The sequence below is a fragment of the Mycobacterium mantenii genome (assembly GCF_010731775.1).
Classification (GTDB): Bacteria; Actinomycetota; Actinomycetes; order Mycobacteriales; family Mycobacteriaceae; genus Mycobacterium; species Mycobacterium mantenii.
In genome coordinates, this window is the sequence record NZ_AP022590.1 from 1,592,409 (window position 1) to 1,617,738 (window position 25,330).

Here is a 25,330-nt window from a genome sequence, read left to right on the forward strand (position 1 = left end):
TCGTAACGTTCGGCTTAGCGTAGCCTAACTAACCGAGGGGCATTCGCCCTGGTCCGGCAGCTGCCGTGTCAGGACACCGGCGCGGTCACGAAATCGATGAGTTCCTCCACCCGACTGATCAACGCAGGCTCCAGATCGTTCCAGTCGCGCACCCGCGAACGGATATGCCGCCAGGCCCTGGCGATATCCGTTTGATCGTCGTGGGGCAAACCGAGCACCTGGCATACGCCGTGTTTCCACTCCACTTGCCGCGGCACCTTCGGCCAGGCGTCCAGGCCCAGCCGCTGCGGCTTCACGGCCTGCCAGATGTCGACGTAGGGATGACCGACGACCAGGGTGTCGGCGCCGCCCGGACCGCGCCGCACCGCATCGGCGATCCGCGCCTCCTTGGAACCCGCGACAAGGTGATCGACAAGCACACCGAGCCGCCGCTGGGGACCCGGCGCGAATTCGGCGACGATGTCCACCAGGTCGTCGACACCACCGAGGTGCTCGACGACGACACCTTCGATTCGCAAGTCCTCACCCCACACCTGGGCGATGAGCTCGGCGTCGTGGCGACCCTCGACGTAGATCCGGCTGGCGCGCGCGATGCGGGCGCGAACACCCGACACGGCGACCGAACCGGATGCGGTCCGGCGCGGCGCGGTCGGCGCTGGCCCGCGCGGGGCGGTGAGGATGACGGGACGCCCCTCGAGCAAATAGCCAGGGCCCAAAGGGAATCCACGTACATGACCACGTCGATCTTCCAGGTCCACTCGTCCGTATTCGACGCGTACCACCGCGCCGACATATCCGGTTTCCACGTCCTCGACGACCAGGCCCAGTTCGGCGGGGTGTTCGGTCGAGCGGGGCTTGCGTCGCCCCGCGGCGAGAACATCGGTTCCATAGCGATCCACCACGCGGCAATACTAGAAAGGCTTGCGGCGAAACACCGTTACGGCGCGCCACGTTCGGCGAATCGTCGTCGAAGTCACTCTCGGTGCATCAGCGCCATCCAAGAGGAAAATGCGCGTTTAACTGTGTGGCGTTACCTGGCTGATGACGTCGTCGATGGTAGGTTGCTAGGCATGGCAAGCACTGCCGCTCACGCACACGTTGCGGCGGTTAGCGAGGTGGACATATGGACCTGTCGCATTGGGTGACAAGCATTGTGGCATTTGTGCGGGCCGGCTACCCCTCCGGCATGCCGGTCACCGGGTATGTGCCGCTGGTGGCATTGACACGCCGACGGCTGGGCGACGACGACATCACGGCCATCGCAACGGATCTCATCGCGCGCCGGCTCCGGCCGATCAGCCCGGTTGATATCGGCGTGGAAATCACCCGGATTACCAACCAGCTGCCCTCCCCCGACGACGTCTCGCGTGTCCACCGTCGCGTTCACGCGCTGCGCTGCTCACGCGGATAAGCATCGCCGACCGATTGACCGCCGTCACGGTGACTTATGCACCGGGGCGCCGCAGACCGCCAGATAGTCCGCGTAATTCCAGGTCTGCAGAAACTGTTGGCCCGCTTGCAATCCTCGCTCGTATAAAGCTTCGCGTTGCTGCGTGGTGATGTCGAAGTCGATCGGGCTGATCCCTTCGGCGGGCACAAAGATGGTGCGCCGAACGGTGCACGGGTCGTCGATGTAAGCGTTGTCTTGATTGCTCACCAGTGTCTCTATTGCCGCGATCCCCAAGGACACCGGCCCATGCACCGGATGGGTGGGCGGGATGCCGGGGCGCGCGGACAGTCGGATACCGAACGTCGGCCATCGCGGTTGCGCGTCGGGCCGATCGAACAGCTCGACCGGGAAGTCCGACAACAATCCGCCGTCCACCCACGTCGCGCCGCCGACCCGAACGGGCTCGAACACATACGGGATGGCCGACGACGCGTGCACCGCGCGCGCCACCGGAAAGTCGTCGGGGTCGATTCCGTAGGAGTCCAGATCCCACGGGATGCGGACCAGCCGGCGCCGGGACAGGTCGCTGGCCGTCACCACGAGCGACCACGCGAACTGTTCGGGCTCTTCGCCGGTGCGCAAATCGCCGAAAGTCCGCACCCCGAGATCGCGGAGCAGACCGGCAAGCAGCTGTTCGAGATAAGCCCCGCGATAGACACCGTCCGACGTCAACAGCGACAGTGCCCCGCCGATCAGCGGCACTCGCCCGATCAGGTTGCGATCAAGGAACTTCCGGTAGTCGATGGTGCGCATCACATCGGTCAACCGGCTCAACGGCTCACCGGCCACCTGCAGGGCCGCGACCAGCGAGGCGACGATAGCGCCCGCACTGCTCCCCGCGACGCGCGGAAACCGGTAGCCGGCCCGGGCGAGCGCATCGACCGCGCCAACCAGTCCGATGCCCCGGACGCCACCGCCTTCGCACACCAGGTCGGCACGGTCTGCACTCATCGCAAAGTCCCCCTAACCGGTTCGAGCCGGGCGAGCCTGACGACGCACCGAAAACCTTACCCACTTCATTGCCGGGAGCATGATCAACAGATTCGGCGGCCGTCCACACCGAAGAAGTGCAGGTGCCCGGGTTCTGGGTGCAGCCGCACCCTGCTGCCCTTTTGCGGTGGGTGGCGCCCGTCGGCCCGGGCGACGATGGGCGCATCGATCACCTTGCCGGGGCCGGTAATTCGCCCATAGAGGTAGGCGTCCGCCCCCAGCTCCTCGACCACGTCCACCTCCATCTCCACGCCGAGGTCGCCCAGCTCGAAATGTTCGGGGCGGACCCCGACCACGACCTCACCCGCGCTTCCGGCAATCTCCCGCGGCAGGATGATGGGCCAATCGCCCAGCGACACAGCGCAATCCACAATGGGCAGAGTGAAAAGGTTCATCGCCGGCGATCCGATGAAACCTGCCACGAAAACGTTGTCGGGGTTTCGGTAGAGCTCGCGAGGCGGTGCGAACTGCTGCAGCACGCCGTCGCGCAAGACGGCGACGCGGTCACCCATGGTCATGGCCTCGACCTGGTCGTGGGTGACGTACACGGTGGTGGTGCCCAGCCGCCGTTGCAACGCGGCGATCTGGTTACGCGTCTGTACCCGCAATTTGGCGTCGAGGTTGGACAGCGGTTCGTCCATCAAGAACACCTGCGGACGGCGCACGATCGCGCGGCCCATTGCCACTCGCTGGCGCTGTCCGCCGGAGAGGTCTTTGGGTTTGCGATCGAGATAGGCTTGCAGGTCAAGCAGTTTCGCCGCGTCCAACACCCGCTCGCGGATCTGAGCCTTCGGCGTTTTGGCGATCTTCATGGCAAAACCCATGTTCTGGGCCACCGTCATGTGCGGGTAGAGCGCATAGTTTTGGAACACCATCGCGACGTCGCGATCTTTGGGATCGACGTGGGTGACGTCTCGGTCGCCGATCCGGATGTGTCCGGAGTCCACGACTTCCAGTCCGGCCACCATCCGCAGCGAAGTGGTCTTGCCGCATCCGGACGGTCCGACCAGGACGACGAACTCGCCGTCGCCGACATGGAGGTCCAGATTGTCGAGGGCCGGGCGATCCGCTCCCTGATAGCGCCGGGTCGCTTGTTCGAACGTCACCGAGGCCACGGCTACCCGCCCATCCCGGTGACGGCGATACCGCGGACGAACGACCGTTGCGCGATCGCGTAGATGATGACCAGGGGAAGCATGATCAACATCGAGGTTGCCATCAGCACCGGCCATCGGGCAACGTATTCGCCCTTCATCCGGACCAGGCCCAGGGTCAGCGTGGCCAGGCTGTTGCGCTGAATCATCAGCAGCGGCCACAGGAAATCGTTCCAGACGTTGACCCAGGTGAGCACGGCGAGCACCATCACCGCCGGTCTGGCATGCGGCAGCAGGATTCGCCAGTAAACCTGCCACGGTGAGCAACCGTCGAGTATCGCCGCCTCCTCCAGGTCGGTGGGCAGGGTGCGAAAGAACTGCCGCATCAGGTACGTGCCGAATGCGCTGCCGAAAAAGCCCGGCACGATCATCGCCCACGGTGTGTCCACCCAGCCCAGGGTCCGCATCACCAGGAACTGCGGGATCACCGTCACCGTCAGCGGCACCATCAAGGTGCCGAGATAGACGACGAACAGCGCGTCGCGGCCACGGAAATCGAGCCGCGCAAAGGCATATCCGGCCAGCGAGCAAAAGAAGACATGCCCCGTGGTGACGCATCCCGCGTAGAGCACGGTGTTGAAAAACATTCGGCCGAACGGCATCAGCGCGAACACCTCGGTGTAGTTGGACCACCGCGGGTGGGCCGGTAGCAGCGTGGGCTCGCTCACCTCGCCTTCCGTTTTCAGCGACCCGGACACCGCCCATGCGATGGGGAACAGTGCGCACCAGGCGACGCCGAGCAGCGCGCCATAGACGACGCTGCCGCGCAAGACGGTGTGCTTGAAGACAGCCCTACTTGAGGCCACGCGAATTCTCCAAGGATCGTCGATGGCTGACCCGCAACTGCACCACGGTCAGCACCAGCAAGACGGCGAACATCACCCACGCCAGCGCGGAGGCATAGCCGAATTCAAGGAACGAGAACGCATGCTGGAACAGCATGATCCCCAGGACGTAGGTCGCCGATTCCGGCCCGCCGCTGGGGCCGTTGAGGACATAGACCATGTCGAACGCCTGGAAGGCGTGGATGACCGAGATGATGACGACGAACGATATCGACCCCCGGATCAACGGAACGGTGATGGAGACGAATTGTCTTATCTCGCTGGCACCGTCGATCTTGGCCGCCTCGTAGACCGTTCCCGGAACACCTTGCATCGCGGCCAGCAGCACGACGGTGGCAAAGGGCACGCTGCGCCAGACGCTGACGATGCACAGTGAGGCCATGGCCCAGTGGGGATCGACCAGCCACGGGACCGGTCCCAGCCCAACCCAGCCGAGCATGATGTTGAGCAGGCCGTTGTCGGTGTTGAAAACGAACTGCCAGACGACCGCCATTACGACCGATGAGATCGCCAATGGCAGAAAGACGATGGTGCGGAAGATCCCGATGCCCCTGACCTTCTGGTTCAGCACACCGGCGACGGCCAGGCTGATCAAGACCGTCGGCACGACCGTCCCGAGGGTGAAGATCACGGTATTGCGGATCGCGATCAGGAAAAGCGGATCGGCGGTGAACAGGTCTCCGAAGTTGTTCAGGCCCACGAATTTTGGCGGGGTGAACACATCCCAACGCTGAAAGCTCATGTAGAGCGAGAAGCCCAGGGGAAAGAGCATGAACACGGCGACCGCGACCATGTTGGGTGCGACGAACAACCGGCCCGCCCATGCGTGCCGGCGCCACGGGCTCGGGTTCTTCGGGGATTTCGCTGTCGCCCTCCCCGCGGTGGCGGTCATGTCAGTTGCATCCATGGAGGTCATGGGCTGCGCAGCACTTCGTCGACCGAGCGGGACAATCCGCTCAATGACGCCGCCGGCTGGCTGCCCCGCAGCACGGGACCAAAGTTGCGGTCCATCAACGCATTGACCTTCTCCCAGGCCGGCGTGATGGGCAAGCCCTGCGAATAGGCCGGCCCCTCGGTGAGCACACCGAGATTGCCGAGCCGCCGATGAGCCTTGGCGAATCCGTCCGAACCCAGCGCCGACCGCAGCACCGGAACGAACAGACAGGATTCACCGATCAACGCTTGCCCGATGGGCCCGGTCGCGAACTTCACGAACTCCCACGCCTGCTCCTTGCGCGGGCTGCTCGCCGAGATGGCCAGTCCGGTGGCGCCGATATCGGAACACGCGGCATGTCCCTTTCCCAGCGCCGGGCCGACCGGCAGCGGAGCGACATCGAAATCCAGGTCCTCGGCGCGGATGTAGGTCTGGTAGCGCCAGTGCCCACCGAGCGCGATCGCGGCCCGTCCCACCGCGAACAGGTTGGGCGTCGACATGGACTGCGTCTCCGAAGCGTTGGGCGCAACCCGGTATTTGTTCGCCAGATCGGCGTAGAACTGCACGGCTTCCTGGAACGCCGCCTTGTCGAAGTTGAAGTGGGTCGGATTCAGTCGCGGATCGGACCACGCAACGCCGTTGTTCATCGCGAACAAACCGGCCGAGTAGTAGGAGCCCCAGGTGTTGACGAACCCGTACTGCGCGGCCCGGCCCGAGGCGTCACGCTTGGTCAGAGCGCGCGCCGCGTCCAGGAATTCGGTGAAGTCCCAGGGCTGCTCCCACGTCTTGGGCGGCGCCGGCACCCCGGCTTCGGCGAAAAGCCGCTTGTTGTAAAACAAGTAGTTGCCCGACCACTGCTCGGGGAGCGCGTACTGCTTTTCGTTGAATGTGAAGGTTTCGTACAGCGCCGGGATGCTGTCCGCCTTGAGCTCGTCGGCAAACGCCTTGTCGCGCGCCAATAGCGTGTTCATGTCCAGCAGCACACCGCGCTCGGCGAGTTCGGCGTAGGACAGTTCCCACGCCATCAGCACGTCGGGGCATCTGCCGCCGACGCAAAACGTCGAAAGCTGTTGCATGACGCCCGGACCGGACTGCACCGGCCGGACTTTGATATCGGGATGACGACGCGCAAATTCATCGACGATGCGCATCCTGGCGTCACGCTCGTCTGGATTGGCCGCGAAGAAAAAGGTGAGCGCGTCGTCGTCGGGGGCGCACCCGGCCGGCCACGGTGCCAGCGCCGCCGCGCACAGCGCGCCGGCGCCCCGCAGCAGGCTGCGCCGCCCGAACGGCTTATCGAGCATGGCTCTCCCGGTCTTGCCCGTGGCCGGCTCCCCGGCCGGCGGTATCTGACGTCCTTGCTACCCGATGAGGTTGTGATGTTCCTGGGTTGGCCACCGGGGCAGCGTCAGCGCCGCCAGACGGATGCGCTCGGCGTCGCCGGTGATGTCGATCGTGTGGATGCGATCGTCGGCGCCGATGCCGATCACCAGCAGGATCTGAGCGCGCCCGCGGGCCGCGATCACGATGCCCGGTGCCCCGTCGATGAGCATGACAGCACCGGCGCGCGCCCGCTGTGCGAATCGGCGGGTCTCCTCGGCGACCTCTCTGGCGCCGCGCAACGCGGTCGGCACGTCCGCCGGGACGAGGGCACGATCGACCGTGCGCAGCACCTCGGGAGCCAACAAGTGGAGCAGGACGGCGATGTCGCCGCCGCGCGAGGCCGTCAGGAATGCCTCCACCACCTTGAGGTGGTGGGCCGTGCGACGGGGCCGGGTGGCTGAGGCGGCGTGCAGTCGCGCACGCGCCCTGCTTGCCAGCTTCTTCACGGCGTCCGGTGACCGGTTCGTCGCCGCGGCGATCTGGTCGAACGGCATGGCGAAGACGTCGTGCAGCACGAACGCGACGCGCTGCGCCGGGGAAAGCCGGTCGAGCACGACGAGCAGCGCGCCGCTCACCGACTCCGTCAGCAGCGCGTCCTCGTCGGCCGGTGCCGACGCCGTCCGGGCCAGCCGGTCGAGTTCGTCGGCCTCGGCGAACGATTGTTCGGCGCGGCGCTTGCGCACCCTAAGCTGGTCGAACGCCTCCCGCACGGTGATCGTCGTGAACCAGCCGGAGAGGTTGTCGACCGCGGCGAAGTCCGCACGACTGGCCTTCAACCACGCCGACTGCACCGCGTCGTCGGCATCGGCCGTTGAGCCCAGCAGCTGAAACGCGACCGACCTCAGGTGTCGTCGATCGGCGTCGAAACGCTGCGCCAGCTCCACCAAATCATGTGTTGCGCTCATGGGTCACCTTTTCCGCACGGAAGTCGTCAGGAAGATGACCGCGTCCAACGGACTTTCATTCGCGAAGGAGACAAGCACCATGACCTTACCGATTGTGCGCCGCGTGCGCCCAGCATGCATTCGACGTGGCGCAACGGAAACTGCTGCGGGACAGGGAATTGATCCATGAACACCGCACTTGTCGCGACCACGCTGGTCACCGCCGCAGTCACCGCCGCGATCGCCGTGGCCGACCTCATTCCGGCGCGATTCGTGCTGGCCAACTCCGCCCAGGTCGGGGTGCCGCGGTCGTGGCTACCGGCGCTGGGCGGGCTGAAGCTGGCCGGAGCCGCCGGAATTCTTATCGGCCTGCTGGGCCTACGGGAGTTGGGAATCGCGGCCGCCGCCGGCCTGGTCCTGTTTTTCGTCGGGGCGGTGGTGACGCACGTGAGGGCACACGTGCTGTACAACATCGCGTTTCCCGGCGCGTACCTGTGCCTCTCCGCGGCGTCACTGGCGCTGATGGTCATGCGCTGAGACAAGCCCGGACGCCGTGAATCAGGCGGGAAAGTACCTGATCCGGGTGACCGCATCGCCGCCCCAGGCCACATCGGCGAACACGATCGCGCGCCCGTGCCCTGAGTTGAGTGAGACCGCGACGGTGGGGCCCGCGCTGATCATCTTGGTTGCACCGGCCCCGTCCAGTTGTTCCACCAGCTCGGCCAGATCGAGCGGATCACGGTCACCCAGCGTCAGTGCGGCGTCCGATGACAGCGCCCGCGCGGCGGAGAACTTGTCGTTACGCGCGGCGGCGCCGAGGAAAGTCGTCACCAGCCGCTGGTGGCGCGCACCCACCCGCCGGAATCCGGTAACGAAACCCGCGGTCCCACGCCAACCTTGGTTACCCAACAGCGCTTTGGACAGGTTCAACGCGGGCCGCAAGGCACCCGAGCCGGTGCGCAGGAACTGCAGCATCATGGCGGGCAGTTCCCAATACGCCCGCAATTGACCAATTTTCCACTCGCCGTTGGTTTCTCGAAGGTCGTAGCGCAGGAACGCGGGAATGTACATCGTCACCGCCGAGCCCATCGCCACCTCGAGCTCGAGATCGCGCAACACCGCCGTGCCGACGACGATGTCGAGATCGCGGTGGAACTTGATGTCGCGCGGACCGATGAACGTGTCGTAGAAGCGGCCGATCTGCTCATGCCCGACGTGCGGTCGCGAACCGACCGGGTCCTCGACCCGGCCGTCAGCGGTGAACAGCCCCACCCACCCGGCGCGGTCGTGTGCGGCGGCCGCCTGCGGCGAGCGCTCCACGGCGGCGAGCAGATGTTGTCGATCCAGCGGTACCACCACTACGGTCCCCCCACCAACTCGATGCCGGCGGACCGCATTTCCGCCAGCGCTTCGGCGCCCGAGTCCGCGGCCGCGGCCGCGGTCAGGTCCACCAGCACCCTGGTGGTCAGGCCCGCCGCCGCCGCGTCCTCGGCGGTCCGCCGGACGCAAAAGTCCGTCGCGATGCCGACCACGTCGACCTCGTCGACCCCCCGTTGCCGCAACCACTGCAGCAGCGTCGTCCCGTTCTCGTCAACGCCCTCGAAACCGCTGTACGCCGCGGAATAGGCGCCCTTGCGGAAGACGGCATCGAGGTAGCCGGTGTTCAGATCGGGGCGAAGATTCGCCCCGACGCTTCCGGCGACGCAGTGCACGGGCCAGGACGACGAATAATCCGGCCGGTCGGAAAAATGATCGCCCGGGTCGATGTGGAAGTCCTGGGTAGCCACGATGTATCGGTAGCCCGGATCGCCGGACAGATAGGCGTTGATCGCGGGCGCCACCGCGGCGCCGTCGGCCGTCGGCACCGGGCCCCCCTCGCAGAAATCGTTTTGCACGTCGACGATGATCAACGCTCGCACGCGCTCCACCCTATCGGTGCGCACCAATGCCCTCTAGCTGGTGATATCGGCGCCACGGTTTGCTCGACTGGCAGCCGGGTAATACACCGGCCATGGTGCTCAGGAGAATCGCGCGACCCCTGTTGTCAGTGGCCTTCATCGGGCAGGGAATCAATTCACTGCTCAATCCCAAATCAGCGGCGGAGGCCGCGGCGCCGGCGGTCGACGGCCTGCAGGCGTTGCCGGATTCGGTGAGCAGCAGCATTCCCAGCGACCCTGAGACGGTCGCGCAGATCACCGCGGCCGTGCAGATCGGCGGCGGCCTACTACTTGCGACTGGCAAACTTCCCCGGATCGCCTCGGCGGCGCTCGCGGTGACGGTGCTGCCGGCCAACCTGGGGACGCACTCGTTCTGGAACGAAAGCGACCCGGTGGCCAAAGCTCAGAAGCGCCAGCAGTTTCTCACTGACCTCAGCCTGCTGGGCGGGCTGTTGATCGCCTCCGCCGACACCGCCGGCAAGCCGTCACTCGGGTGGCGTGGCCGCCGGGCGGCCGAACGGCTCTCCGAGCGGGTGTCGTCTGCGTTGCCCGGTTCCGACGACACCGATTTCTCCGAGCTGGGTGAACGGATCGCGCACGGCTTGCAGATCGGAGCCGAGCGCGGCCGCGAACTCGCCAGCACCGCTGCCGAACGCGGCGCACCCTACGCCGAAGCCGCGCTGGAGCGCGGCCGCGAACTCGCCGGCACGGCGGCCGACCGCGGCCGGCCGCTGGCGAAGAAGGCCCGCAAGCGCGGGGAGGAATGGGCCGACGAGGCCGCCGATCGCGCCGCATATCTGGCCGAGAAGGCGCGCAAGCGCAGCGAGGAACTTGCCGACGAAGCGGTCGACCGGGCCGCGCCACTGGCCAAGAAGGCCCGCAAGCGCAGCGAGAAGCTCGCCAAGAAGACCCGCACGCGCACCGAGAAGCTCGCCGACACGGCACGGGCACGTGGCGAGGAATTCGCCGAAAGCGCCCGGCAGCGCGGCAGCGACCTGGCCGACACCGCCCGCGAGCGAGTCGGCGGTCAGGTCGAGACCGGCCGCCGCAAGCTCCCCTGGTAGTGACGCGAGCCCACCGGTAACCAGCGAGCTAGTTGGGCCAGCGGCTTCGCAGGATCTCCGGCGCCCACGCGGGCCAGTCGGGTTTGCCGATGGTCAGCCCGCCGCTGAGCCGCGCGATGATGCACGGGCCGCGCAGGCGGCTGTTGTCGTAGACCGTCGTGAGATCGGACAAGGCGATGGCCTCGGCGACCGGCGTCCACAGCCGGCGATGGCGCTGACGGATCTTGCCTTCCGGCACGTCGTGACCGCCGGCTCGCACGCGGTGCCGGACACGTTCGACCGCAAGATCTTCCGGAATGACAACCACGTGCAGGACGACGGTGAAGCCGGCGCGGCGGGCGGCGTGGATCAGGTCCAGCTTCGAGGGGTGGGAAAACACGGTCTCGGCAATGAAGGACCGGCCCAGGTCGATCAGCTTTGCACGGGTGTCGGCCGCGATGCGCGCGGCGTCGTAGGAGTGTGCCGCCGCATCCTGGGGCCAGCGCTGCCTTGCGATTTCGTCGGCGTTGACCACGAGGCTGCCCGGCAACAGCGGCGCCAAGGTGAACGCGATGAACGTCGACTTGCCGGCACCGTTGGGCCCGACGACCAGGTCGAGTCGATCCATCGGAACGCCGCGCCGCGGGCCGGAGCCGGGTCAGCGCCCGCCCGCGAGCACCACCGCGGCGCCGTCGGGACGGTACTCGACGATCTCGCCGTCGTCGTTGAGGGCGACCGTGGTGACGCCCTGCCCGGCCAGCGTCGCCCCGTAGTTCGTGCGCGCCAGGCTTTCTTCGATGGCCGCGGAGATCTCGGCGTTGAACACCACGCCCTCCTCGACGGTGAGCTCGCCGGTCGCGAGCTGGCCGGCGAGCGCGGCTTCCACCCGCCGCCGCGAGGCGGTGTGCTGGCTGGACACTGCGCGCCCGACCCGAGCCCAATGGTCGAGTTGCTGCTTGGCCGAGCGGCTCTGCCGGGCGCCTTCCGCCGCCGCGCTGTCCATCAGGTCGGACGCGACCCGCGTGACACGATCGAGGGCCTCCGCCATGGCTTTCCTCCAATGCAGCACTCCGTTACAACCCGTAGCATAATGCTACACGCACGGTTGCGCCCAGGCTACTCGCGAGCCTTCACGACGGCGTCCACGATCGCGTCGACGCCGCGACCGACATCGACGGTCATGCCGGCCTCGTCCGAGCCCAGAGGCTCTAGGGTGTCCAGTTGCGACCGCAACAGCGCGACCGGCATGAAGTGGTCGGTCCGCGCAGCCAACCGGCCGCCGATCAGTTCCGCCGAACCCGAGAGGTGCAGGAACTCCATGCCCGGGCAGTGCGCGCGCAGCTGGTCGCGGTATTTCCTTTTCAGCGCCGAACAACTCACCACGGCGCCGTCGCGGTGGGCGGCCAACCATTCGCCGACCCTTTCCAGCCAGGGATAGCGATCGCCGTCGTCGAGGGGCTCACCAGCCGCCATCTTGGCGATGTTGGCCGCCGGGTGCAGAGTGTCGGCGTCGACGAACGGCACCCGCAAGCGTTGGGCGAGCGCCGCCCCCACCGTCGACTTGCCCGATCCGGAGACGCCCATCACCACGACGGGGGCCGATCCGCTCACCCGGTGCGTTCGCCGAGGTTGCGGTTCCATTCCAGCCAACCGACACCGCTACGCCCGTCGGCGGTGCTGATCGTGGCCCAGACGCGGGGAAACTGGCTGACCCGCCCGTCCGTCGCGACGAGCCGGACCGGTGCCTGACCGCGCACGTCCACGTTCGCGGTGATCGCCCCCGGTTCGAGCACCAGTGTTGCGTCGAGCGGTAACCCGTTGCCGGCGAACGATTCTCGCGAGTCAACGGTCTGCAGCTCGGTGACCTTGCCGTCGGCTCCCTGCTCATAGCCGATGCTGAATGCGGGCGCGCCGGGAATCCGGATGTTCACCGCGTGCAGATGCGTGCCGTCGTGCAGGTGCAGCGCGCTCCACATCCAATCCATGCCCCACCAATCGCGCACGCCCCAGGAGTGATCACGCTGGCCGGGAACCGCATCCACCCGGTAGCCGGTGCCGTCGATCGTGACACTCCCTGAAACGGTGCACGGAATCTCATAACGCGTCGTCAACCCGTACTTGTACGGGGTGCCGTCGGTGGCCCACACCAGGTTCATCGTCATCTCGACCGGGGTGCCGGGCTCGCCGGCCAACAACGCCGATGGGTCGGCGTAGGCCTGGCCCCGCGCCCGCACGTCGACGCGATAGCTCTGCAGGGGCGTGTCGGCGGCGTGAACGAGCTCGAAATCATCGGTCCGCACGGCCCACGGGTCCGGCGGCAGCGTCACTTGCGCGTCGACGGCGACGGTCGGCATGTCGGGGCCGCACAACAGCACGTGCACCCACGCGGTCCGCTCGTTGGCCACCCGGCCGAGGCGGAACCAGCCGCCCAATCCCTGTGCCGCATCGGCGAAGTCGGCGTACCAGCTTTCGCTCCACAGCGGTTCGGCCGTGGGGTCGTGGGCCAATTCGTCCTCCGGCGACGGCTGCAACGGTTCGGGTGCCACCGCGGCGGGCAGCGTCGACAGCGCGTCCGTGTCGAGGACATGGTCGCAGTGCCGGCGCAGCATCGTCATGAACATCTGGTCGCCGCGATCGGTGCGCTCGACCAGCATCGACGAGACGATCGCCATCATTACCCCGAAGAAGCTCTGCCGGCGGACGCCGTCGGCGACGTCGGTCAGCGTGAGGGGCGCCTCGGGTCCCAGCGCCTCGTGGTAGGCCCGCAGCAGCGCGTCGTAGTGCTGCCGGCGATCCTCGGTGGCCAACGCGCAACCGAGGAAGTACGCCAGGTCGGTCAGCGCCGGGCCCCAGGACACGGTCTGCCAATCGACCACCGTCAGCGCGCGATCGGCGCCCTCGGTGCCGAAAAGCATGTTGTCCAGTCGGTAGTCGCCGTGCACCAGCCCCTGGATCCGGCCCGGACCGGACGCCTCGGCCTCTTGGGCCAGGTAGCCGTCGAACGCGGCGACCAGGCGTTCGCACACCACGCGGTGCTCCGGTGCGATCTGGTCGCCGTAACGGTCGGCGAAACCGGCGTACAGCGGGGTGATCATCGCCTGGTTCAGTGGGGCCTCCCGGTTGAACCACGGCGCCTCGGCCAGCGAGGGGTCGCCCAGCAGTGGTCCGTGCAGCCGTCCCAGTTCGACGACACCGAGCCGGGCCTGTTCGACTGTGGCGCCCGCGATTTCATCGCCGACTACGGCCGGACCGGCATCGCCCAGCAGCAGGTCGAACACGCCCGTCGAGGTGTCGACCGCGGCGTGGTAGCAGGGCGTTACAGGTCCGCCCAGGCGTGGCGCGATGTCGCCGTAGAAGCGCACCTCGCGCTCGTAGAGCCCCAGCGCCAGCCCGGTCTGCCGGCTCACCGGATCGGTGGCCGCGACCTTCAGCACCACCGACTCGGGCCCATTCGCAGTCCCCTCGGCCTCGGCATAGCTGAGCCGGATGCGGTAGCACTCGCTCATCTGGCCGGTGCCGATGCGCTCCACCGAGAAGTCGGCGATGGGTCCGGTGCCGATCACCGCGGCCAACCAGGTGGCGCTGAGGTCACTGGGTCGTTCGATGACTTGCTCGGTCTCGGCATGCATGAGGGCTAGCGTGCCAGGTCAATGCGCCAGTGAGAAGCCGTCCCAGGCCATCCGCCGGTGCGGGTGTGGATCGAACTCGACGCGAGACTTACGGTCGAAAACCATCACCGCACGTTCGTCGGCGGTGTAGAGGGGCCAGTCCTCTCCCGGCACGCCGGTTCGGCTGAACGCGCGCCAGCGCCGTTGCACCTGATTGCTCACCCGCAACGCGCCGCGCCGATCCGCCGCCGCGGTCAACAACGCGCCGAATCGGGTGCGGTAGACGTCGAAAACCGCGAGCAACTCGGTGGCGTGGGTGGCTCCGAAGCCGGACCAGCGCAGCGTGCGCGGCGCGTAGTCATACCGGTAGAGGTAGGTCGGCGCGTGCGTGCCGTGCGCCTCCGCGATCTGCCAGGCCGCCGAGGCGAACGCGAAATCGCCGCCGAGCTGGATGCACGCGGCCCGCTCGGGATAGTCGGGATATGCGGCGGTAATGCGCTCGCGGACAGCGGGTTCGGCCTCGGCCAGCAGTTCTTCGACCATCGTCTCGTTGGTCGGCAACATCGCCAGGAAGCGGGTGAACAACCGTCCTTCCTCGGCATTCGTGCCCACGATCAGCGGGACCCGGTGGGCCTCACCGCGCCGCATCGCCTCGACCGGATCCCTCGGCAGGATGTCGTCGCCGAAGACGGGGCCAATTGGGAAGGCGCCCAGTCTCTTCTGCATTCCCTCGTCGATCAATCGGTGTTGAGTCTCCACCAGTTGAGCCGAGGACGCCTGCATCAGTGCGTTTGCGGCATCCTGCTTGCGCACCCCGAGCAGGTTGGCGAACCGGTTCGCGAACTCCGCGGCAACCTCTTTCGAGCGCACCAGACCCGACGCCGGGCTTTCCGAGATCGCGCGGGCGAACAACCCCTGAGCGGCGGGCACCGCCAGCAGCGAGGCGGTAATGCACGCGCCCGCGCTCTCGCCGAAAATGGTGACGTTGTCGGGGTCACCGCCGAATCCCGCGATGTTGTCGCGAACCCACTGCAGCGCCAGCACCAGATCGCGCAGGTACAGGTTGCTGTCGATGGTGGTCTCCGGCGTCGACAGCGACGAAAAGTCCACGCACCCCAGCGCGCCCAGCCGGTAGTTCACCGACACGTAGACGCATCCCCGGCGTGCCAGCGCCGCGCCGTCGTACAGCGGTGTCGCCGAACTGCCCAGAAAGTAGCCGCCGCCGTGGATGAACACCATGACCGGCAGCGGCCCCTCGGCGTCGCCTTCGGGCGCCACCACGTTGAGGGTGAGGCAGTCCTCGCTCATCGGCTGATAGCGACCTCCCAAGCCCGACATGCCGAGCAGGGTGTAGCGGCGCTGCTGGGGCGCGCAGTTGCCGAAGCCGTGGCAGTGCCGGACACCCGACCACGGCAGCGCCGGCTGGGGCGCCCGGAAGCGCAGGCGGCCCACCGGCGGACGGGCATACGGGATCGACCGCCAACGATTGACCCCGTCGCGGGTGAAGCCTTCGACGGTGCCGATGGCCGTGCGTGCGCGGACAGTGCGGTCATGCATAACCCGACGGTAACCGACATGACGGTGATAACGCGCGCGCAGCGCCTTAATCGCCCGGCGCGGCGGTTAGCCTGACTGGATGCGGAAAGCTGCGATGATCGCCGCGTCATTACTGGTCGCCGGGTGCTCACACACCACGGGCGGGGGCGGCCCGAGCCAGACTCCGAACACGACACAGGTGTCCGGTTTCTCCCCAACGAACACCCCATCCGGCAGCGCTCCGGCAGGGGCGCCGAGTGCCAAGGCGCCGATATCGGACGTCATCGCCTGGATCGAGGCCGGCCACCCCGCCGATCCGGGTCGCTTTCACACGGCCACCCGCGAGGGCACGGCCACGCCGTTGGGTGACGACATCGCGCTGACGGCCATGGCCGGCAAGGTTTCCTGCATGACCGATGCCAAACGCACCGGCAACGCCCTGGAGTGCCTGGTGAGCTTGACCAATCCCCCGCCGGCGCCCGCGACGGCCTACGGCCAATGGCACGGCGGTTGGATCAGCTTCGACGGGGTGAACCTGCAGGTCGGGTCAGCCCGCGCGGATCCGGGTCCCTTCATCAACGGCAACGGATCGGAACTGGCGAATGGGGATTCGCTGTCGTTCGGCGACTACCGGTGTCGCGCCGACCAGGCCGGCCTGTATTGCGTGAACTACGCGCACCAGTCGGCGGCCAAATTCAGTCCCGCCGGTATCGAGCCGTTCGGATGCCTGAAGTCGACGCCGCCACCGGATGGCGTCGGCACGGCGTTCAGCTGCTGAGACCGGCCATGATGGTGGCGAAAAGCTCGCTCATTTCGTCACCGGGCCCACCGGGCACGGTGTAACCGGCTTCGTCGCGGATGTCGTTCAGATGGTCGCGCACGTCCTCGACGGAGAGTGCAGGGCTGTAGAAGCCCTTCGTCCGCCCGATGAAGAATCGCGAAACATGGCCCGCGCCAACGGTGTAGATCTCCCCCGACACCGGGCAGTCACGATGCGTCAGGAAGGCCGCCACCGGAGCTACCAGAGCCGGATCGAGCTTCTGAAGATATTGGCCCACAAGGTCATCCAGCACCACCTGGGCGTCCGCGTCGTCCGGCCGGACGGCACCGTCCACGGAGTGCGCCAGCATCCGGGTGTAGGCGATGGGGGCGATGGCGTTGACCTTGATGTCGCGGCCGGCGGCTTCGGCGGCGAGAACCCGGGTCAGGCCGATCAACCCGGTCTTGGCCGAGCCGTAGTTGCTCATGCCGGTAGCCCCGAGTATTCCCGCGGCCGAACAGGTATTGAGGATGCGGCCATATCCCTGTTCGCACATCACTTTCCAAGCCGGCCTCGTCACGTAGCAGGCGCCCTTCAGGTGCACGTCCAGCAGCGGCTCGAACCGATCCGCGGTCATATCCTCGAATAGTGCGTCCCCCACGATGCCGGCGTTGTTGATCACGATGTCGACTCGGCCCCACACGTTCAGGGCGGCGTCGATAATCGACCGTGCGCCTTCGGGATCGGTCACGCTGTGGCTGTCGGCGACCGCCTCGCCGCCCAACTCGCGGATCTCGTCGGCGACGGCGCCCGCCGCCGCGGCATCGGATCCGTTCCCGGTCACCGAGCCGCCGATATCGTTGACGACGATGCGGGCGCCACGTGAGGCGAGCAGCAACGCGTACTGCCGCCCCAGACCGCCCCCGGCGCCGGTGATCACGGCCACCTGGTCATCGAACCGCAACTCGCTCGTCGGCATCGTCATCAGCTCACCAGCTCACCAGAAGTTCTTTCATGCCATAGATGTTGGCTTTCTTGAATTGCAATTCGCTCGCCGGCACCGCCAGTTTCAGTCCGGGCAGGCGGCGTGCCAGCGTGGCGAACGCCACCTGCATCTCGACGCGGGCCAGGTTCGCGCCGATGCATTGATGCACCCCGTAGCCGAATCCCAAGTGCCCACGGGTGTTTCGGTCGACGTCTAGGGATTCGGGATGGTCGACGAATTCGGTGTCCCAGTTCCCGGCCAGCAGGCTCATCATCACGAACTCCCCGGCGCGGATCAGCTGACCACCGATCATCAGATCTTCGGTGGCCACGCGGTCGACCTGGCTGTGCACGATGGTCAGGTAGCGCATGAGTTCTTCGACGACATTCGCGATGACGGCGGGATCGTCGGTCTGCCCGAGCCGCTCGAACACGTCGGGATGTTCCAGCAGCGCAACCGTTCCCAGTGAAATCATGTTGGCGGTGGTTTCGTGGCCGGCCTGCATCATGATCACGCTGTTCATGGCCGTGGTGGCGTGGTCGAGTTGCCCCGTCGCCACATATTCGGTCAGGAGGTGGCTGATCAGGTCGTCGCCGGGTTCGCGCTCTTTGCGCTCCACCAGCTCCTCGATATAGGCGTACATCGCCCCGAACGCCTGGCCCTTTTGCGCGTCGGTGGATTTCTGGTCAAGGCCGGTCGTGGTGTTGTGCTGGAAGAGTTCAAGGTCTTCCGGCGGCACTCCCAGCAACAGCGCGATCACCATTGACGGCACCGGCAAGGCGAATTCACGCACCAGATCGGCCGGCGCGCCGTTGTCGATCATCTGCCCTAGGTAGTGGTCGACCATGTCCTGAATGTGCGGCCGCATCGATTCGCAACGCCGGAAGGTGAAGTTGCCGGTCATCATCCGCCGCAACCGATGATGCTCGGGATCATCGGTGCGCGCGAACATCACCGGGACCTTGTTGTCGGCGTCCGTCGGCATGATGGAGTCCGGAATGGTCTTCGCCGATAACCGGGGATCGACCAGCGCCGCCCTGATGTCCCGATAGCGGCTGACCACCCAGACCGGGTTGCCCTGAAACATCGCCCGCTGCAGCCCGGGCCGCTCCCGCCAGTCGGCGAAGTCGGCCGGCGGCGCAAGCGGACACTGCGCGGCCCGCGGGATGGGCAACACGGGAAGGTCGGCGTCCGAGCAGGAATCGGTCGTCTCGAAAGATATTGACATGGCCTATGTTTCCCACTAACTGTCAGTTATCTGCCAGTTGTAGAGCGTAGAGCGCAGGTTGTTGGCAGTCAACTGTCAGTTAGGCTGTCAGAATGACCGCGGTTGAGGACCGGCCGTTGCGTGCGGACGCGGCTCGCAACGTCGAGCGCATCCTGCGCGCGGCGCGCGAGGTCTATGCCGAATCGGGACCGGACGCCCCCGTGGAAGCGGTCGCGCGCCGCGCCGGCGTCGGCGAGCGAACCCTCTACCGCCGGTTTCCGGCGAAGGCCGACCTGGTGCGCGCCGCCCTGGACCAGAGCATCGCCGAGGACCTCACCCCGGTGATCGACCGTGCCCGCCTCGCAAAGGATCCGCTGCGCGGTCTGACCGAACTGATTGAAGCGGCGATATCGCTGGGGGCACGGGAACACCACCTGCTGACCGCCGCGCGCCGGGCCGGGTCGCTGACCTCCGACATCTCGGTGTCGCTCAACGCCGCGCTCGGCGACCTCGCCCGTGCGGGCCAGCGGGCCGGCAGCATCCGCGCCGACCTGGTCACCGACGACCTGCCCCGCCTGGTCGCGATGCTCTTCGGCGTGCTGTCGACCATGGATGCGGACAGCGACGGCTGGCGGCGCTATGTCGCCCTGATCATCGACGCGATATCGGTCAACGAGCGGCAGCCGTTGCCGCCGGCCACCGCATTGCGATATGAGGTGCAGCCGGACAGCTGGCCGCTGTGAACGAACGGCCGCTCAGCTAGCCGGCAAGCCCGCTTTGATCGCGGCGTCCTGCTTACGGGCGAGATCGAGCATGACGTCGGCCGGCGTGGGATTGCCGATGACACAGTCGGATTCCAGGTCGACCATGGCCCTGCCCTCGACGAACACCGCCTCGGAGATCTCCATCGGGTTGGCCGGGTCGGATCCCTGGCCGATCACCATGAACCCGTTGGTGCCGAGGTCGATGGGCTGCTGCTGGCCGTTGACCTTCTTACCGACGACGTCGCGCATGTTCGCCGCGGTCTGGGCGGCAGTGCCCGCGTCCGGAAAGACCGCGATCGTATCGACGATGGTGCGCTTGCCGTCGGGATTCTTGAAGACCTGTCCCACACCGGCGATGCCGCTGGGATTCTGGCTCGGCGGCCCGTCGGCGGTGGCGTTAGGGCCGATGTCGCTGGGCTTGATCAGCAGGTTGCTGTAGTCCGCCGGGGCTCCCGGTGAGGCCGGGGCCGCGCCGGCCGACGGGGTCGACGAGGCGGCCGAGCTGGACGACGCGGCCGAACCCGATGATGCCGTCGAGCCCTTGTCCCCGCCGCAGCCCACCACCGTCGCGCCGATCAACACAGCGGTAGCCGTCAAGCCGAGCGCGGACGTCCGCACCGTATTCATAAGGGTCTCCTCCTGAAGTCAGCCATTTGTACCCCTCACCATCGGCGAACACGCGAAATTCGGATGCCGGGCAAATCTTCATCCAAGAGCCCAGCTTATGGGCTTGCGGCCATCTCAGTAAGGGTGGTCAGCGCTCTTTCCACATCGCGCCGCGCATGGTCGCCGAGAGCGGAATCTCCTCGACGCCGATGAGCCCCTGAGGCGCGCGGCACACCCAGTCGATCGCATTAACGACCCGGCCGGCCGTCGAGATGCAGCCGGCATCAGTGGAATCGAACAGCGGATGGGACACGTGGGTGTTGATCTCGACGCGCGGTTCGCCCTCCACGACGACGCGGTGCACCCCGGTGTGGCCCTCGGGCGGGAATTCCCAGTCGGGCGCCGCGGCCTGGGTGAGCCTGGTGACGTGCTCCAGCGTGATCACCGGTTCACCGTCGCGCACGCCCTCGGTGGCGAACCGAACCGCGGCCATCCGCCCGGGCTCCACCGTCATCATGGTGCAGTCGATGCGCTCGGGCGTGAACCAGCGTTCGATGCGCTGGCGCACGTCGTCGAGCTCGACGCCAAAATTGTCGGCCAGGCTGCGAACCTGTCCACCCCACATCGCCACGATCACCCCGGGCAGAAACATCATCGGCGAGTCATCATCCGGTGTTGTACCGAAACCCATTGCAGCACCAGTGAACTCGGCGTCATCGTAATTTCCGTAGTCGAAGATTTCCTGCACGGTGACCGAAGAGACCCGGGTGGTCAGGCTGACCGCCGAGTGCACCAGCGTGTCGCCGGAGAAGCCGGGGTCGATGCCGTTGACGTAGAGCGAGGCGTTACCGGCGGCGCAGGCCCGCTCCAGGGGCTCCCGCAACCAATCGTCGGCATGGCGGGGCGTGACCAGCCACACCATCGACGTACCGACCACGTTGACACCCGCCGCGAGGAACTTCGACATCTGCTCGATGGCTTCCATCGGCCGGGTCTCGCCCTGCGAGGTGTACACGACGCAGTCGGCGCTGAGGGCCACCAGGGCGTCGATGTCGTCGGTGGCGATGATGCCGGTCGGCTCGTTGAGCCCGCACAACTGCGCCGCATCCCGGCCGACCTTCTCCGCGCCGGCCGCGTGCACACCGACCAGTTCCAGATCCGGTCTGCCGATGATCGCCCGCAACGAATGCCGGCCCACGTTGCCGGTGGAGAATTGAATGACTCTGCGCACGGTTACCCTCGTCCTTCCGGCGGTGGGTGCTGACCCATCATGCCGCGTCCAATCGCCGGGCGGGGTCAGTAATCCGGTATCGGCAGCGGCGAATTGTTCGAGTCGATGCCACCGTCGACGTGAAAGATCGCGTTGGTCGCATAACAATCGCGGGTGGAGAGGTACACCGCGAGCCGCCCGAGATCCTCGACGTCACCCAGCCGATGCAGGGGTGTGGCCTCTTTCATTTTCTCCAACGACCCGGGCATCAAATCCAGGCTGCCCTGCAGGCCGTCGGTCGCGAATGAACCGAGTGCGATGGCGTTGACGCGAATCTTCGGCGCGAGTTCCTGGGCCATGGCGCGGGTGAGCGCCTCGAGGCCGCCCTTCGCGACGCAGTACGCGGTCAGCGCCCGAATGCCGAACCGGGCCGAGCCCGACGAGATATTGATGATGGAACCGTGTCCGGCGCTGAGCATGTGCGGGGCGGTGAGCTGACTCATGATGAAGGCGGAGGTCACGCACCAGTCGAAGGTGTGCCGGAAGTCGTCGTCGGTGATGTCCAAAAACCGTGCGTACGTGGAACCACCGACGTTGTTGACGAGAATGTCGATGCGGCCGAAGCGCTCCATGGCGGTGTTCACCACGCGTTCGCCGTCCGGGCGACTCATCGCATCCGCGACGAGCGCCAGCCCCTTGCCGCCGGCCTTTTCGATACCCTCAATGGTGCCAACGATTTCCGACTCGGTCCGTGCCGTCCCGACGACGGTGGCGCCGGCCTCCGCCAGTACCCGAGCGATGCCGGCCCCGACACCGCGGCCGGCACCGGTGACGATGGCAACCTGTCCGTCCAGCCTGAACTGCTCCATTGCCATCCCGGGTTCCTCCGATTGTCTGGTACGCCGCGTTGTTAAATCTAGAAAATTATGCTGACTAAAGTCAATGAATTGCAGCGACCGAGGTCGGCGATAGCAGGACCCGCCCAAGAATGACCAAGTTATGCAACTCTTTTTGATTGCCGCACGGCATAATGGTCGGGTGAACCCGGAACCACTCACATGAGTCGGGTCAACCGTGAGGAAAGCAATGGCTGTGACGGACCGACTGTCGGCACGAGAAGCTAAGCGTCTGCAGACGCGCGAGCGTCTGATGGGCGCCGCGATAGCGGAGTTCGCCCGCGCCGGAATGGCGGAGGCGGACGTCAGTGCCATCGTGGCCGCCGCGGGGGTCGCGCACGGAACGTTCTTCTTCCACTTCCCCACCAAGGAGCACGTGCTGCTGGAGCTGGAGCGCCGCGAAGAGGACCGCATAGCCAAGCAATTCGCGCAATTCCTGAAATCCAAGCACGATCTCGTCTCCGCATTCAACGAGGCGGTCCGGCTGGTGATCGGGTTGGAACGCCGGCTGGGTGATCTGCTCTTCAATGATTTTCTCGCGCTGCACTTCTCCCAAACCCGCCCGCAGACCGAAGACGGCGGAGACCATCCGCTGATCGTCCTGGTCGCCCGCGAAATCGAGCAGGCCCAGGAACGCGGGGAGACCGATCCCGACGTCAGTCCCATGAACAGCGCGGTGTTTTTCCTGCTGGGTCTCTACGCCCTGCTGATCACGACCAATCACTGGCCGACCGGCCACACCCTGCTCGAGGACTACGTGGCGAGAACGTTGCGAAGTCTGCAGCCGTAGCTCTGCAAAACCCGACGCCCCTAACGCACCACGCCGCGCAACGGCACCAATCCGAGCTCCTTGTGCGTCAGGAACCCCGGCGCGGCCTCACACACGGCCGGGACGGTGTTGGCCGGGCCCATCGCAGTCCAGGTGTAGCCGGGCTTGGGGTAGTTGCCCTGCGGATCGGCCGGCGCCTGCAGGATCAGCTCGGTGGGTTCATCGCCCTCGATCACGATGCGGTAGTGATAGTGCCCGCCCCAATCCGGCTGCGGCTCAATGGCATCGTATTCATCCATCGTGTACATCTCGTGGAAGGTGATCAGGGGCTTGCCGTCGACCCACGACGTCCACTTGTGGTGCTGCGAGGCGACGGTACCCTTCTTGATCGTGCCTTTGAAGCCCGGCATATCACTGGATAGGCCTCCCTCATAAGGGATGTCGCGCGTTGCCGTTCCCAACTCGACGTCCGTGGTGTACTTGTCGACGGTCTTGCCGAAGCCGTCGACCACCATGGCCATCGATTGGGCGAACAGTGGCCACGCGTTACCCAGCAGGTTCGGCCCGGCCATGAACTCTTCGGGGTCGCTGCCCATTCCCATCTCATGCAGGTACTTCAGCGTGTCCTTGCCGAAGTTCACCACCTCGTAGATGTGGATGGCGTCGATCCGGCTGACGATGCGGGCCAGCGTCAGGACCAGCAGGTCGCCGGCGAAACCGGGGTTGACCCCACCGGCGTGAAACGACGTGCCGCCCTCGCGGCACGCCGCGTCGATCTTGTCGATGTCGGCCTTGCTGTGTTCGGTTGGATACCACCACGCGCCACCCGAGGCGACGACGTTCTTGCCCCCGCGCAGCAGCCGGCAGACCTCGTCGGGATCCGACCACAACGGCGCATAGAAGACGCAATCGGCGTCCAGCGCTTCGATTGCGTCCTTGTCGGTGGTGGCGAGCACCCCGATCGGTGCGATGCCGACGAGCTCCCCGGCGTCCCTGCCCACCTTTTCCGGACGGTTGCAGAGCACACCGACGACTTCGAAGGCGGGGTTATGCGCGAAATGGCGCAGCGCCACGGTCCCGACATTGCCGATGCCCCACTGGATCACGCGATACTTTTTCTCGGCCGGCGATGTGAGCGTCATTGCTACTCCTTTGCATGGCCGCAACGGCTGAGCGCTTGCTGAGCGTAGGCATCCGCCGAATGATGTGTCAACGATTCATAGGCTGACTCTTGTCAGTAGTCATGCCCAAGTGGTGCGGCCGCAACGGCCAAGTGCCGACCGTGCATTCAGCCGCCAGACCGGCATACGGGCATACGGGCAAACCGAATGACAGCCGGTCCCCGGGCCAAAGACCCGCTGCGCCGAAACCATGCCAATAGCTTTTGCTGACTTGAGTCAGCCTGTTATAGTTCACGGGCCGATTCAATCACGGGAGGGTTTGTGAATCTGCCGAGGCTGCAACATCGCACTGCCGGCAGTGAGGGCATCACCGCCGGATCGAGCGGCGCTCCCCCAACGGGTCTGACGATCGACGAACACCTGGAACGGTCGCAACTCGCGCAGCGTCAGGCCGACAAATGGCTCATCTCCGGCAGCCTCCTGATCGGCACCGCGGCACTGGGCGTCTTCGGTTTGCCGCTGTTTCTCTGGGGAGTGCGGTTGCTGCGCAGGGCCCAGCGGGATGGCCTCTCCGTGCGGCCGATGCTGGTCACGTTGCTAGGCTATCTGGTCATCATCGACGCCGCCATCAACACGGTCGGATGGGCACTCGATTTGGTGGCGAGCCACACTCTGCTGGCCCGCGTGCTGCTCAACGGGTGGGGCAACATGTTCGACGCCGGATATTTCTGGCACTACAACGAGTTGTGGGTCGGCGGCGCGGCCGGCCCAGGCGAAAAGGCTTTGGAAGTCGGCCTCATCCTGACCGTCTTCACCATGCGCATCGCCGCGGCCATCGGCTTCCTGCAGATGAAACGTTGGGGCCATCAGTGGATGGTGGTCACCTGCTGGATGGGCGTCGTCATCTGGATCACCTACGTCTTCAACATGACCATGTTCGCCGACGTGCGCTTCGCCGGCGTCGTGCTGCCGGTCGTCGGCTGGTGGCTCTACGACATCTTCTACATCACCCCATTCCTCGCCATCCCCTACCTGCACACCGTCAACCGCGAACTGTTCTCGGACTGAAATGCGCGAGCCGAAATCCACTACGTCACTGAGGAAGTCACATCATGGGCTATCTATGGGAGATCCTTCGCTACGTCGCCGCATGGGGTGGCACCGGTCTGATCATCTGGTTCTGGTATTGGCTGTTCTCCAACATCGGGACGTTCTGAACCGAGGCCTCGATAGTCGGAACGCACGGAG

Annotated in this window: 26 protein-coding genes and 1 pseudogene; 7 read left to right on the forward strand and 20 right to left on the reverse strand. The window is 66.2% G+C overall.

Annotated features, from left to right (window positions below):
• Nucleotides 1-68: 68 nt before the first annotated feature.
• Entirely contained in the window at nt 69-902 is an 834-nt protein-coding gene (locus G6N50_RS07275; RefSeq protein WP_083092260.1) for a DUF3097 domain-containing protein, read from the reverse strand.
• A gap of 221 nt (nt 903-1,123) precedes the next feature.
• Here G6N50_RS07275 and G6N50_RS07280 point away from each other — a divergent pair, with 221 nt between their 5' ends.
• Nucleotides 1,124-1,411 (forward strand): DUF3349 domain-containing protein, encoded by a 288-nt coding sequence (locus tag G6N50_RS07280; protein ID WP_083092258.1) that lies wholly within the window; start codon nt 1,124-1,126, stop codon nt 1,409-1,411.
• Nucleotides 1,412-1,435: 24 nt separating this feature from the next.
• On the opposite strand, the gene G6N50_RS07285 is transcribed toward G6N50_RS07280, so the two are convergent.
• The 6 genes and pseudogenes from G6N50_RS07285 to G6N50_RS07310 form a co-directional block, all read right to left on the reverse strand.
• Nucleotides 1,436-2,401 carry a patatin-like phospholipase family protein gene (locus G6N50_RS07285; protein ID WP_083092256.1) on the reverse strand — a complete coding sequence of 322 codons (966 nt, stop codon included), beginning with the start codon at nt 2,399-2,401 and terminating at the stop codon, nt 1,436-1,438.
• A gap of 83 nt (nt 2,402-2,484) precedes the next feature.
• A complete protein-coding gene (locus G6N50_RS07290; protein ID WP_083092254.1) occupies nt 2,485-3,555 on the reverse strand; it encodes an ABC transporter ATP-binding protein in 1,071 nt (356 codons plus the stop codon).
• A 2-nt stretch (nt 3,556-3,557) separates the two neighbouring features.
• Nucleotides 3,558-4,400, reverse strand: coding sequence for a carbohydrate ABC transporter permease (locus G6N50_RS07295; RefSeq protein ID WP_083092252.1), 843 nt, complete (start codon nt 4,398-4,400; stop codon nt 3,558-3,560).
• Nucleotides 4,387-5,291 (reverse strand): annotated as a pseudogene (locus tag G6N50_RS07300) (carbohydrate ABC transporter permease); the annotation flags it as partial. The gene G6N50_RS07295 and the pseudogene G6N50_RS07300, both read right to left, overlap by 14 nt.
• 60 nt (nt 5,292-5,351) lie before the next feature.
• On the reverse strand, nt 5,352-6,677 hold the full coding sequence (locus G6N50_RS07305; RefSeq protein WP_083092248.1) for an ABC transporter substrate-binding protein: 1,326 nt from the start codon (nt 6,675-6,677) through the stop codon (nt 5,352-5,354).
• Nucleotides 6,678-6,734: 57 nt separating this feature from the next.
• Complete coding sequence (locus G6N50_RS07310; protein WP_083092246.1) at nt 6,735-7,661, reverse strand: sigma-70 family RNA polymerase sigma factor; 927 nt, start codon at nt 7,659-7,661, stop codon at nt 6,735-6,737.
• Nucleotides 7,662-7,826: 165 nt separating this feature from the next.
• Between G6N50_RS07310 and G6N50_RS07315 the strand changes: the two genes are divergently transcribed.
• Entirely contained in the window at nt 7,827-8,177 is a 351-nt protein-coding gene (locus tag G6N50_RS07315) for a DoxX family protein (protein ID WP_083092245.1), read from the forward strand.
• A gap of 21 nt (nt 8,178-8,198) precedes the next feature.
• Here the strand turns inward: G6N50_RS07315 and G6N50_RS07320 are convergent, their stop codons facing one another.
• Both G6N50_RS07320 and pncA read right to left on the reverse strand, forming a co-directional pair.
• Nucleotides 8,199-8,999 (reverse strand): ketosteroid isomerase family protein, encoded by an 801-nt coding sequence (locus G6N50_RS07320; protein WP_179970099.1) that lies wholly within the window; start codon nt 8,997-8,999, stop codon nt 8,199-8,201.
• Nucleotides 8,999-9,559, reverse strand: a complete 561-nt coding sequence (gene pncA / locus G6N50_RS07325) for a pyrazinamidase PncA (protein WP_083092613.1) — start codon at nt 9,557-9,559, stop codon at nt 8,999-9,001. The genes G6N50_RS07320 and pncA overlap by 1 nt, the downstream gene beginning before the upstream one ends.
• A 92-nt stretch (nt 9,560-9,651) precedes the next feature.
• Between pncA and G6N50_RS07330 the strand changes: the two genes are divergently transcribed.
• Entirely contained in the window at nt 9,652-10,641 is a 990-nt protein-coding gene (locus G6N50_RS07330; protein WP_083092243.1) for a DoxX family protein, read from the forward strand.
• 28 nt (nt 10,642-10,669) lie between these two features.
• On the opposite strand, the gene G6N50_RS07335 is transcribed toward G6N50_RS07330, so the two are convergent.
• From G6N50_RS07335 to G6N50_RS07355, 5 genes are all read right to left on the reverse strand, one after another.
• The gene (locus tag G6N50_RS07335; RefSeq protein WP_083092241.1) at nt 10,670-11,248 is read right to left on the reverse strand and encodes an AAA family ATPase; all 579 of its coding nucleotides are present in this window, start codon (nt 11,246-11,248) and stop codon (nt 10,670-10,672) included.
• 30 nt (nt 11,249-11,278) lie between these two features.
• Entirely contained in the window at nt 11,279-11,668 is a 390-nt protein-coding gene (locus tag G6N50_RS07340) for a TA system antitoxin ParD family protein (RefSeq protein WP_067826524.1), read from the reverse strand.
• A 68-nt stretch (nt 11,669-11,736) separates the two neighbouring features.
• Nucleotides 11,737-12,231, reverse strand: coding sequence for a gluconokinase (locus tag G6N50_RS07345; RefSeq protein WP_083092239.1), 495 nt, complete (start codon nt 12,229-12,231; stop codon nt 11,737-11,739).
• Nucleotides 12,228-14,249, reverse strand: a complete 2,022-nt coding sequence (locus tag G6N50_RS07350; RefSeq protein ID WP_083092237.1) for a DUF7064 domain-containing protein — start codon at nt 14,247-14,249, stop codon at nt 12,228-12,230. Before G6N50_RS07350 ends, G6N50_RS07345 begins: the two co-directional genes overlap by 4 nt.
• Nucleotides 14,250-14,267: 18 nt before the next feature.
• The gene (locus G6N50_RS07355; protein ID WP_083092235.1) at nt 14,268-15,785 is read right to left on the reverse strand and encodes a carboxylesterase/lipase family protein; all 1,518 of its coding nucleotides are present in this window, start codon (nt 15,783-15,785) and stop codon (nt 14,268-14,270) included.
• A 79-nt stretch (nt 15,786-15,864) separates the two neighbouring features.
• Here G6N50_RS07355 and G6N50_RS07360 point away from each other — a divergent pair, with 79 nt between their 5' ends.
• A complete protein-coding gene (locus G6N50_RS07360) occupies nt 15,865-16,542 on the forward strand; it encodes a hypothetical protein (protein WP_179970100.1) in 678 nt (225 codons plus the stop codon).
• Here the strand turns inward: G6N50_RS07360 and G6N50_RS07365 are convergent.
• Together G6N50_RS07365 and G6N50_RS07370 are read right to left on the reverse strand one after the other, a co-directional pair.
• The gene (locus G6N50_RS07365; RefSeq protein ID WP_142275400.1) at nt 16,532-17,503 is read right to left on the reverse strand and encodes an SDR family NAD(P)-dependent oxidoreductase; all 972 of its coding nucleotides are present in this window, start codon (nt 17,501-17,503) and stop codon (nt 16,532-16,534) included. The two genes, G6N50_RS07360 and G6N50_RS07365, sit on opposite strands and share 11 nt — an antisense overlap.
• A 10-nt stretch (nt 17,504-17,513) precedes the next feature.
• Nucleotides 17,514-18,737, reverse strand: a complete 1,224-nt coding sequence (locus G6N50_RS07370) for a cytochrome P450 (RefSeq protein WP_083092232.1) — start codon at nt 18,735-18,737, stop codon at nt 17,514-17,516.
• 92 nt (nt 18,738-18,829) lie between these two features.
• Here G6N50_RS07370 and G6N50_RS07375 point away from each other — a divergent pair, with 92 nt between their 5' ends.
• Nucleotides 18,830-19,459, forward strand: coding sequence for a TetR/AcrR family transcriptional regulator (locus tag G6N50_RS07375; protein ID WP_083092231.1), 630 nt, complete (start codon nt 18,830-18,832; stop codon nt 19,457-19,459).
• 12 nt (nt 19,460-19,471) lie between these two features.
• Here the strand turns inward: G6N50_RS07375 and G6N50_RS07380 are convergent, their stop codons facing one another.
• From G6N50_RS07380 to G6N50_RS07390, 3 genes are all read right to left on the reverse strand, one after another.
• Nucleotides 19,472-20,107: a hypothetical protein gene (locus G6N50_RS07380; RefSeq protein WP_083092229.1), complete on the reverse strand. Its 636-nt coding sequence runs from the start codon at nt 20,105-20,107 to the stop codon at nt 19,472-19,474.
• A 127-nt stretch (nt 20,108-20,234) separates the two neighbouring features.
• Nucleotides 20,235-21,317, reverse strand: coding sequence for an NAD(P)H-dependent amine dehydrogenase family protein (locus G6N50_RS07385; protein ID WP_083092228.1), 1,083 nt, complete (start codon nt 21,315-21,317; stop codon nt 20,235-20,237).
• A 65-nt stretch (nt 21,318-21,382) separates the two neighbouring features.
• Complete coding sequence (locus G6N50_RS07390) at nt 21,383-22,171, reverse strand: SDR family NAD(P)-dependent oxidoreductase (protein ID WP_083092226.1); 789 nt, start codon at nt 22,169-22,171, stop codon at nt 21,383-21,385.
• Nucleotides 22,172-22,382: 211 nt separating this feature from the next.
• Between G6N50_RS07390 and G6N50_RS07395 the strand changes: the two genes are divergently transcribed.
• Nucleotides 22,383-22,982 carry a TetR/AcrR family transcriptional regulator gene (locus G6N50_RS07395; protein ID WP_083092224.1) on the forward strand — a complete coding sequence of 200 codons (600 nt, stop codon included), beginning with the start codon at nt 22,383-22,385 and terminating at the stop codon, nt 22,980-22,982.
• Between the two features lie 20 nt (nt 22,983-23,002).
• On the opposite strand, the gene G6N50_RS07400 is transcribed toward G6N50_RS07395, so the two are convergent.
• Entirely contained in the window at nt 23,003-24,103 is a 1,101-nt protein-coding gene (locus tag G6N50_RS07400) for an NAD(P)H-dependent amine dehydrogenase family protein (RefSeq protein ID WP_083092223.1), read from the reverse strand.
• 300 nt (nt 24,104-24,403) lie between these two features.
• Here G6N50_RS07400 and G6N50_RS07405 point away from each other — a divergent pair, with 300 nt between their 5' ends.
• The gene (locus tag G6N50_RS07405) at nt 24,404-25,150 is read left to right on the forward strand and encodes a hypothetical protein (protein ID WP_372509899.1); all 747 of its coding nucleotides are present in this window, start codon (nt 24,404-24,406) and stop codon (nt 25,148-25,150) included.
• Nucleotides 25,151-25,330: the final 180 nt, after the last annotated feature.

Bases quoted from the DNA above. Each gene is read 5' to 3' on its own strand.
- G6N50_RS07280 (WP_083092258.1), top strand. From the start codon at position 1,124: ATGGACCTGTCGCATTGGGTGACAAGCATTGTGGCATTTGTGCGGGCC.
- G6N50_RS07285 (WP_083092256.1), bottom strand. From the start codon at position 2,401: ATGAGTGCAGACCGTGCCGACCTGGTGTGCGAAGGCGGTGGCGTCCGG.
- G6N50_RS07305 (WP_083092248.1), bottom strand. From the start codon at position 6,677: ATGCTCGATAAGCCGTTCGGGCGGCGCAGCCTGCTGCGGGGCGCCGGC.
- G6N50_RS07310 (WP_083092246.1), bottom strand. From the start codon at position 7,661: ATGAGCGCAACACATGATTTGGTGGAGCTGGCGCAGCGTTTCGACGCC.
- G6N50_RS07315 (WP_083092245.1), top strand. From the start codon at position 7,827: ATGAACACCGCACTTGTCGCGACCACGCTGGTCACCGCCGCAGTCACC.
- G6N50_RS07330 (WP_083092243.1), top strand. From the start codon at position 9,652: ATGGTGCTCAGGAGAATCGCGCGACCCCTGTTGTCAGTGGCCTTCATC.
- G6N50_RS07335 (WP_083092241.1), bottom strand. From the start codon at position 11,248: ATGGATCGACTCGACCTGGTCGTCGGGCCCAACGGTGCCGGCAAGTCG.
- G6N50_RS07340 (WP_067826524.1), bottom strand. From the start codon at position 11,668: ATGGCGGAGGCCCTCGATCGTGTCACGCGGGTCGCGTCCGACCTGATG.
- G6N50_RS07350 (WP_083092237.1), bottom strand. From the start codon at position 14,249: ATGCATGCCGAGACCGAGCAAGTCATCGAACGACCCAGTGACCTCAGC.
- G6N50_RS07355 (WP_083092235.1), bottom strand. From the start codon at position 15,785: ATGCATGACCGCACTGTCCGCGCACGCACGGCCATCGGCACCGTCGAA.
- G6N50_RS07360 (WP_179970100.1), top strand. From the start codon at position 15,865: ATGCGGAAAGCTGCGATGATCGCCGCGTCATTACTGGTCGCCGGGTGC.
- G6N50_RS07365 (WP_142275400.1), bottom strand. From the start codon at position 17,503: ATGCCGACGAGCGAGTTGCGGTTCGATGACCAGGTGGCCGTGATCACC.
- G6N50_RS07370 (WP_083092232.1), bottom strand. From the start codon at position 18,737: ATGTCAATATCTTTCGAGACGACCGATTCCTGCTCGGACGCCGACCTT.
- G6N50_RS07375 (WP_083092231.1), top strand. From the start codon at position 18,830: ATGACCGCGGTTGAGGACCGGCCGTTGCGTGCGGACGCGGCTCGCAAC.
- G6N50_RS07380 (WP_083092229.1), bottom strand. From the start codon at position 20,107: ATGAATACGGTGCGGACGTCCGCGCTCGGCTTGACGGCTACCGCTGTG.
- G6N50_RS07390 (WP_083092226.1), bottom strand. From the start codon at position 22,171: ATGGCAATGGAGCAGTTCAGGCTGGACGGACAGGTTGCCATCGTCACC.
- G6N50_RS07395 (WP_083092224.1), top strand. From the start codon at position 22,383: ATGGCTGTGACGGACCGACTGTCGGCACGAGAAGCTAAGCGTCTGCAG.
- G6N50_RS07400 (WP_083092223.1), bottom strand. From the start codon at position 24,103: ATGACGCTCACATCGCCGGCCGAGAAAAAGTATCGCGTGATCCAGTGG.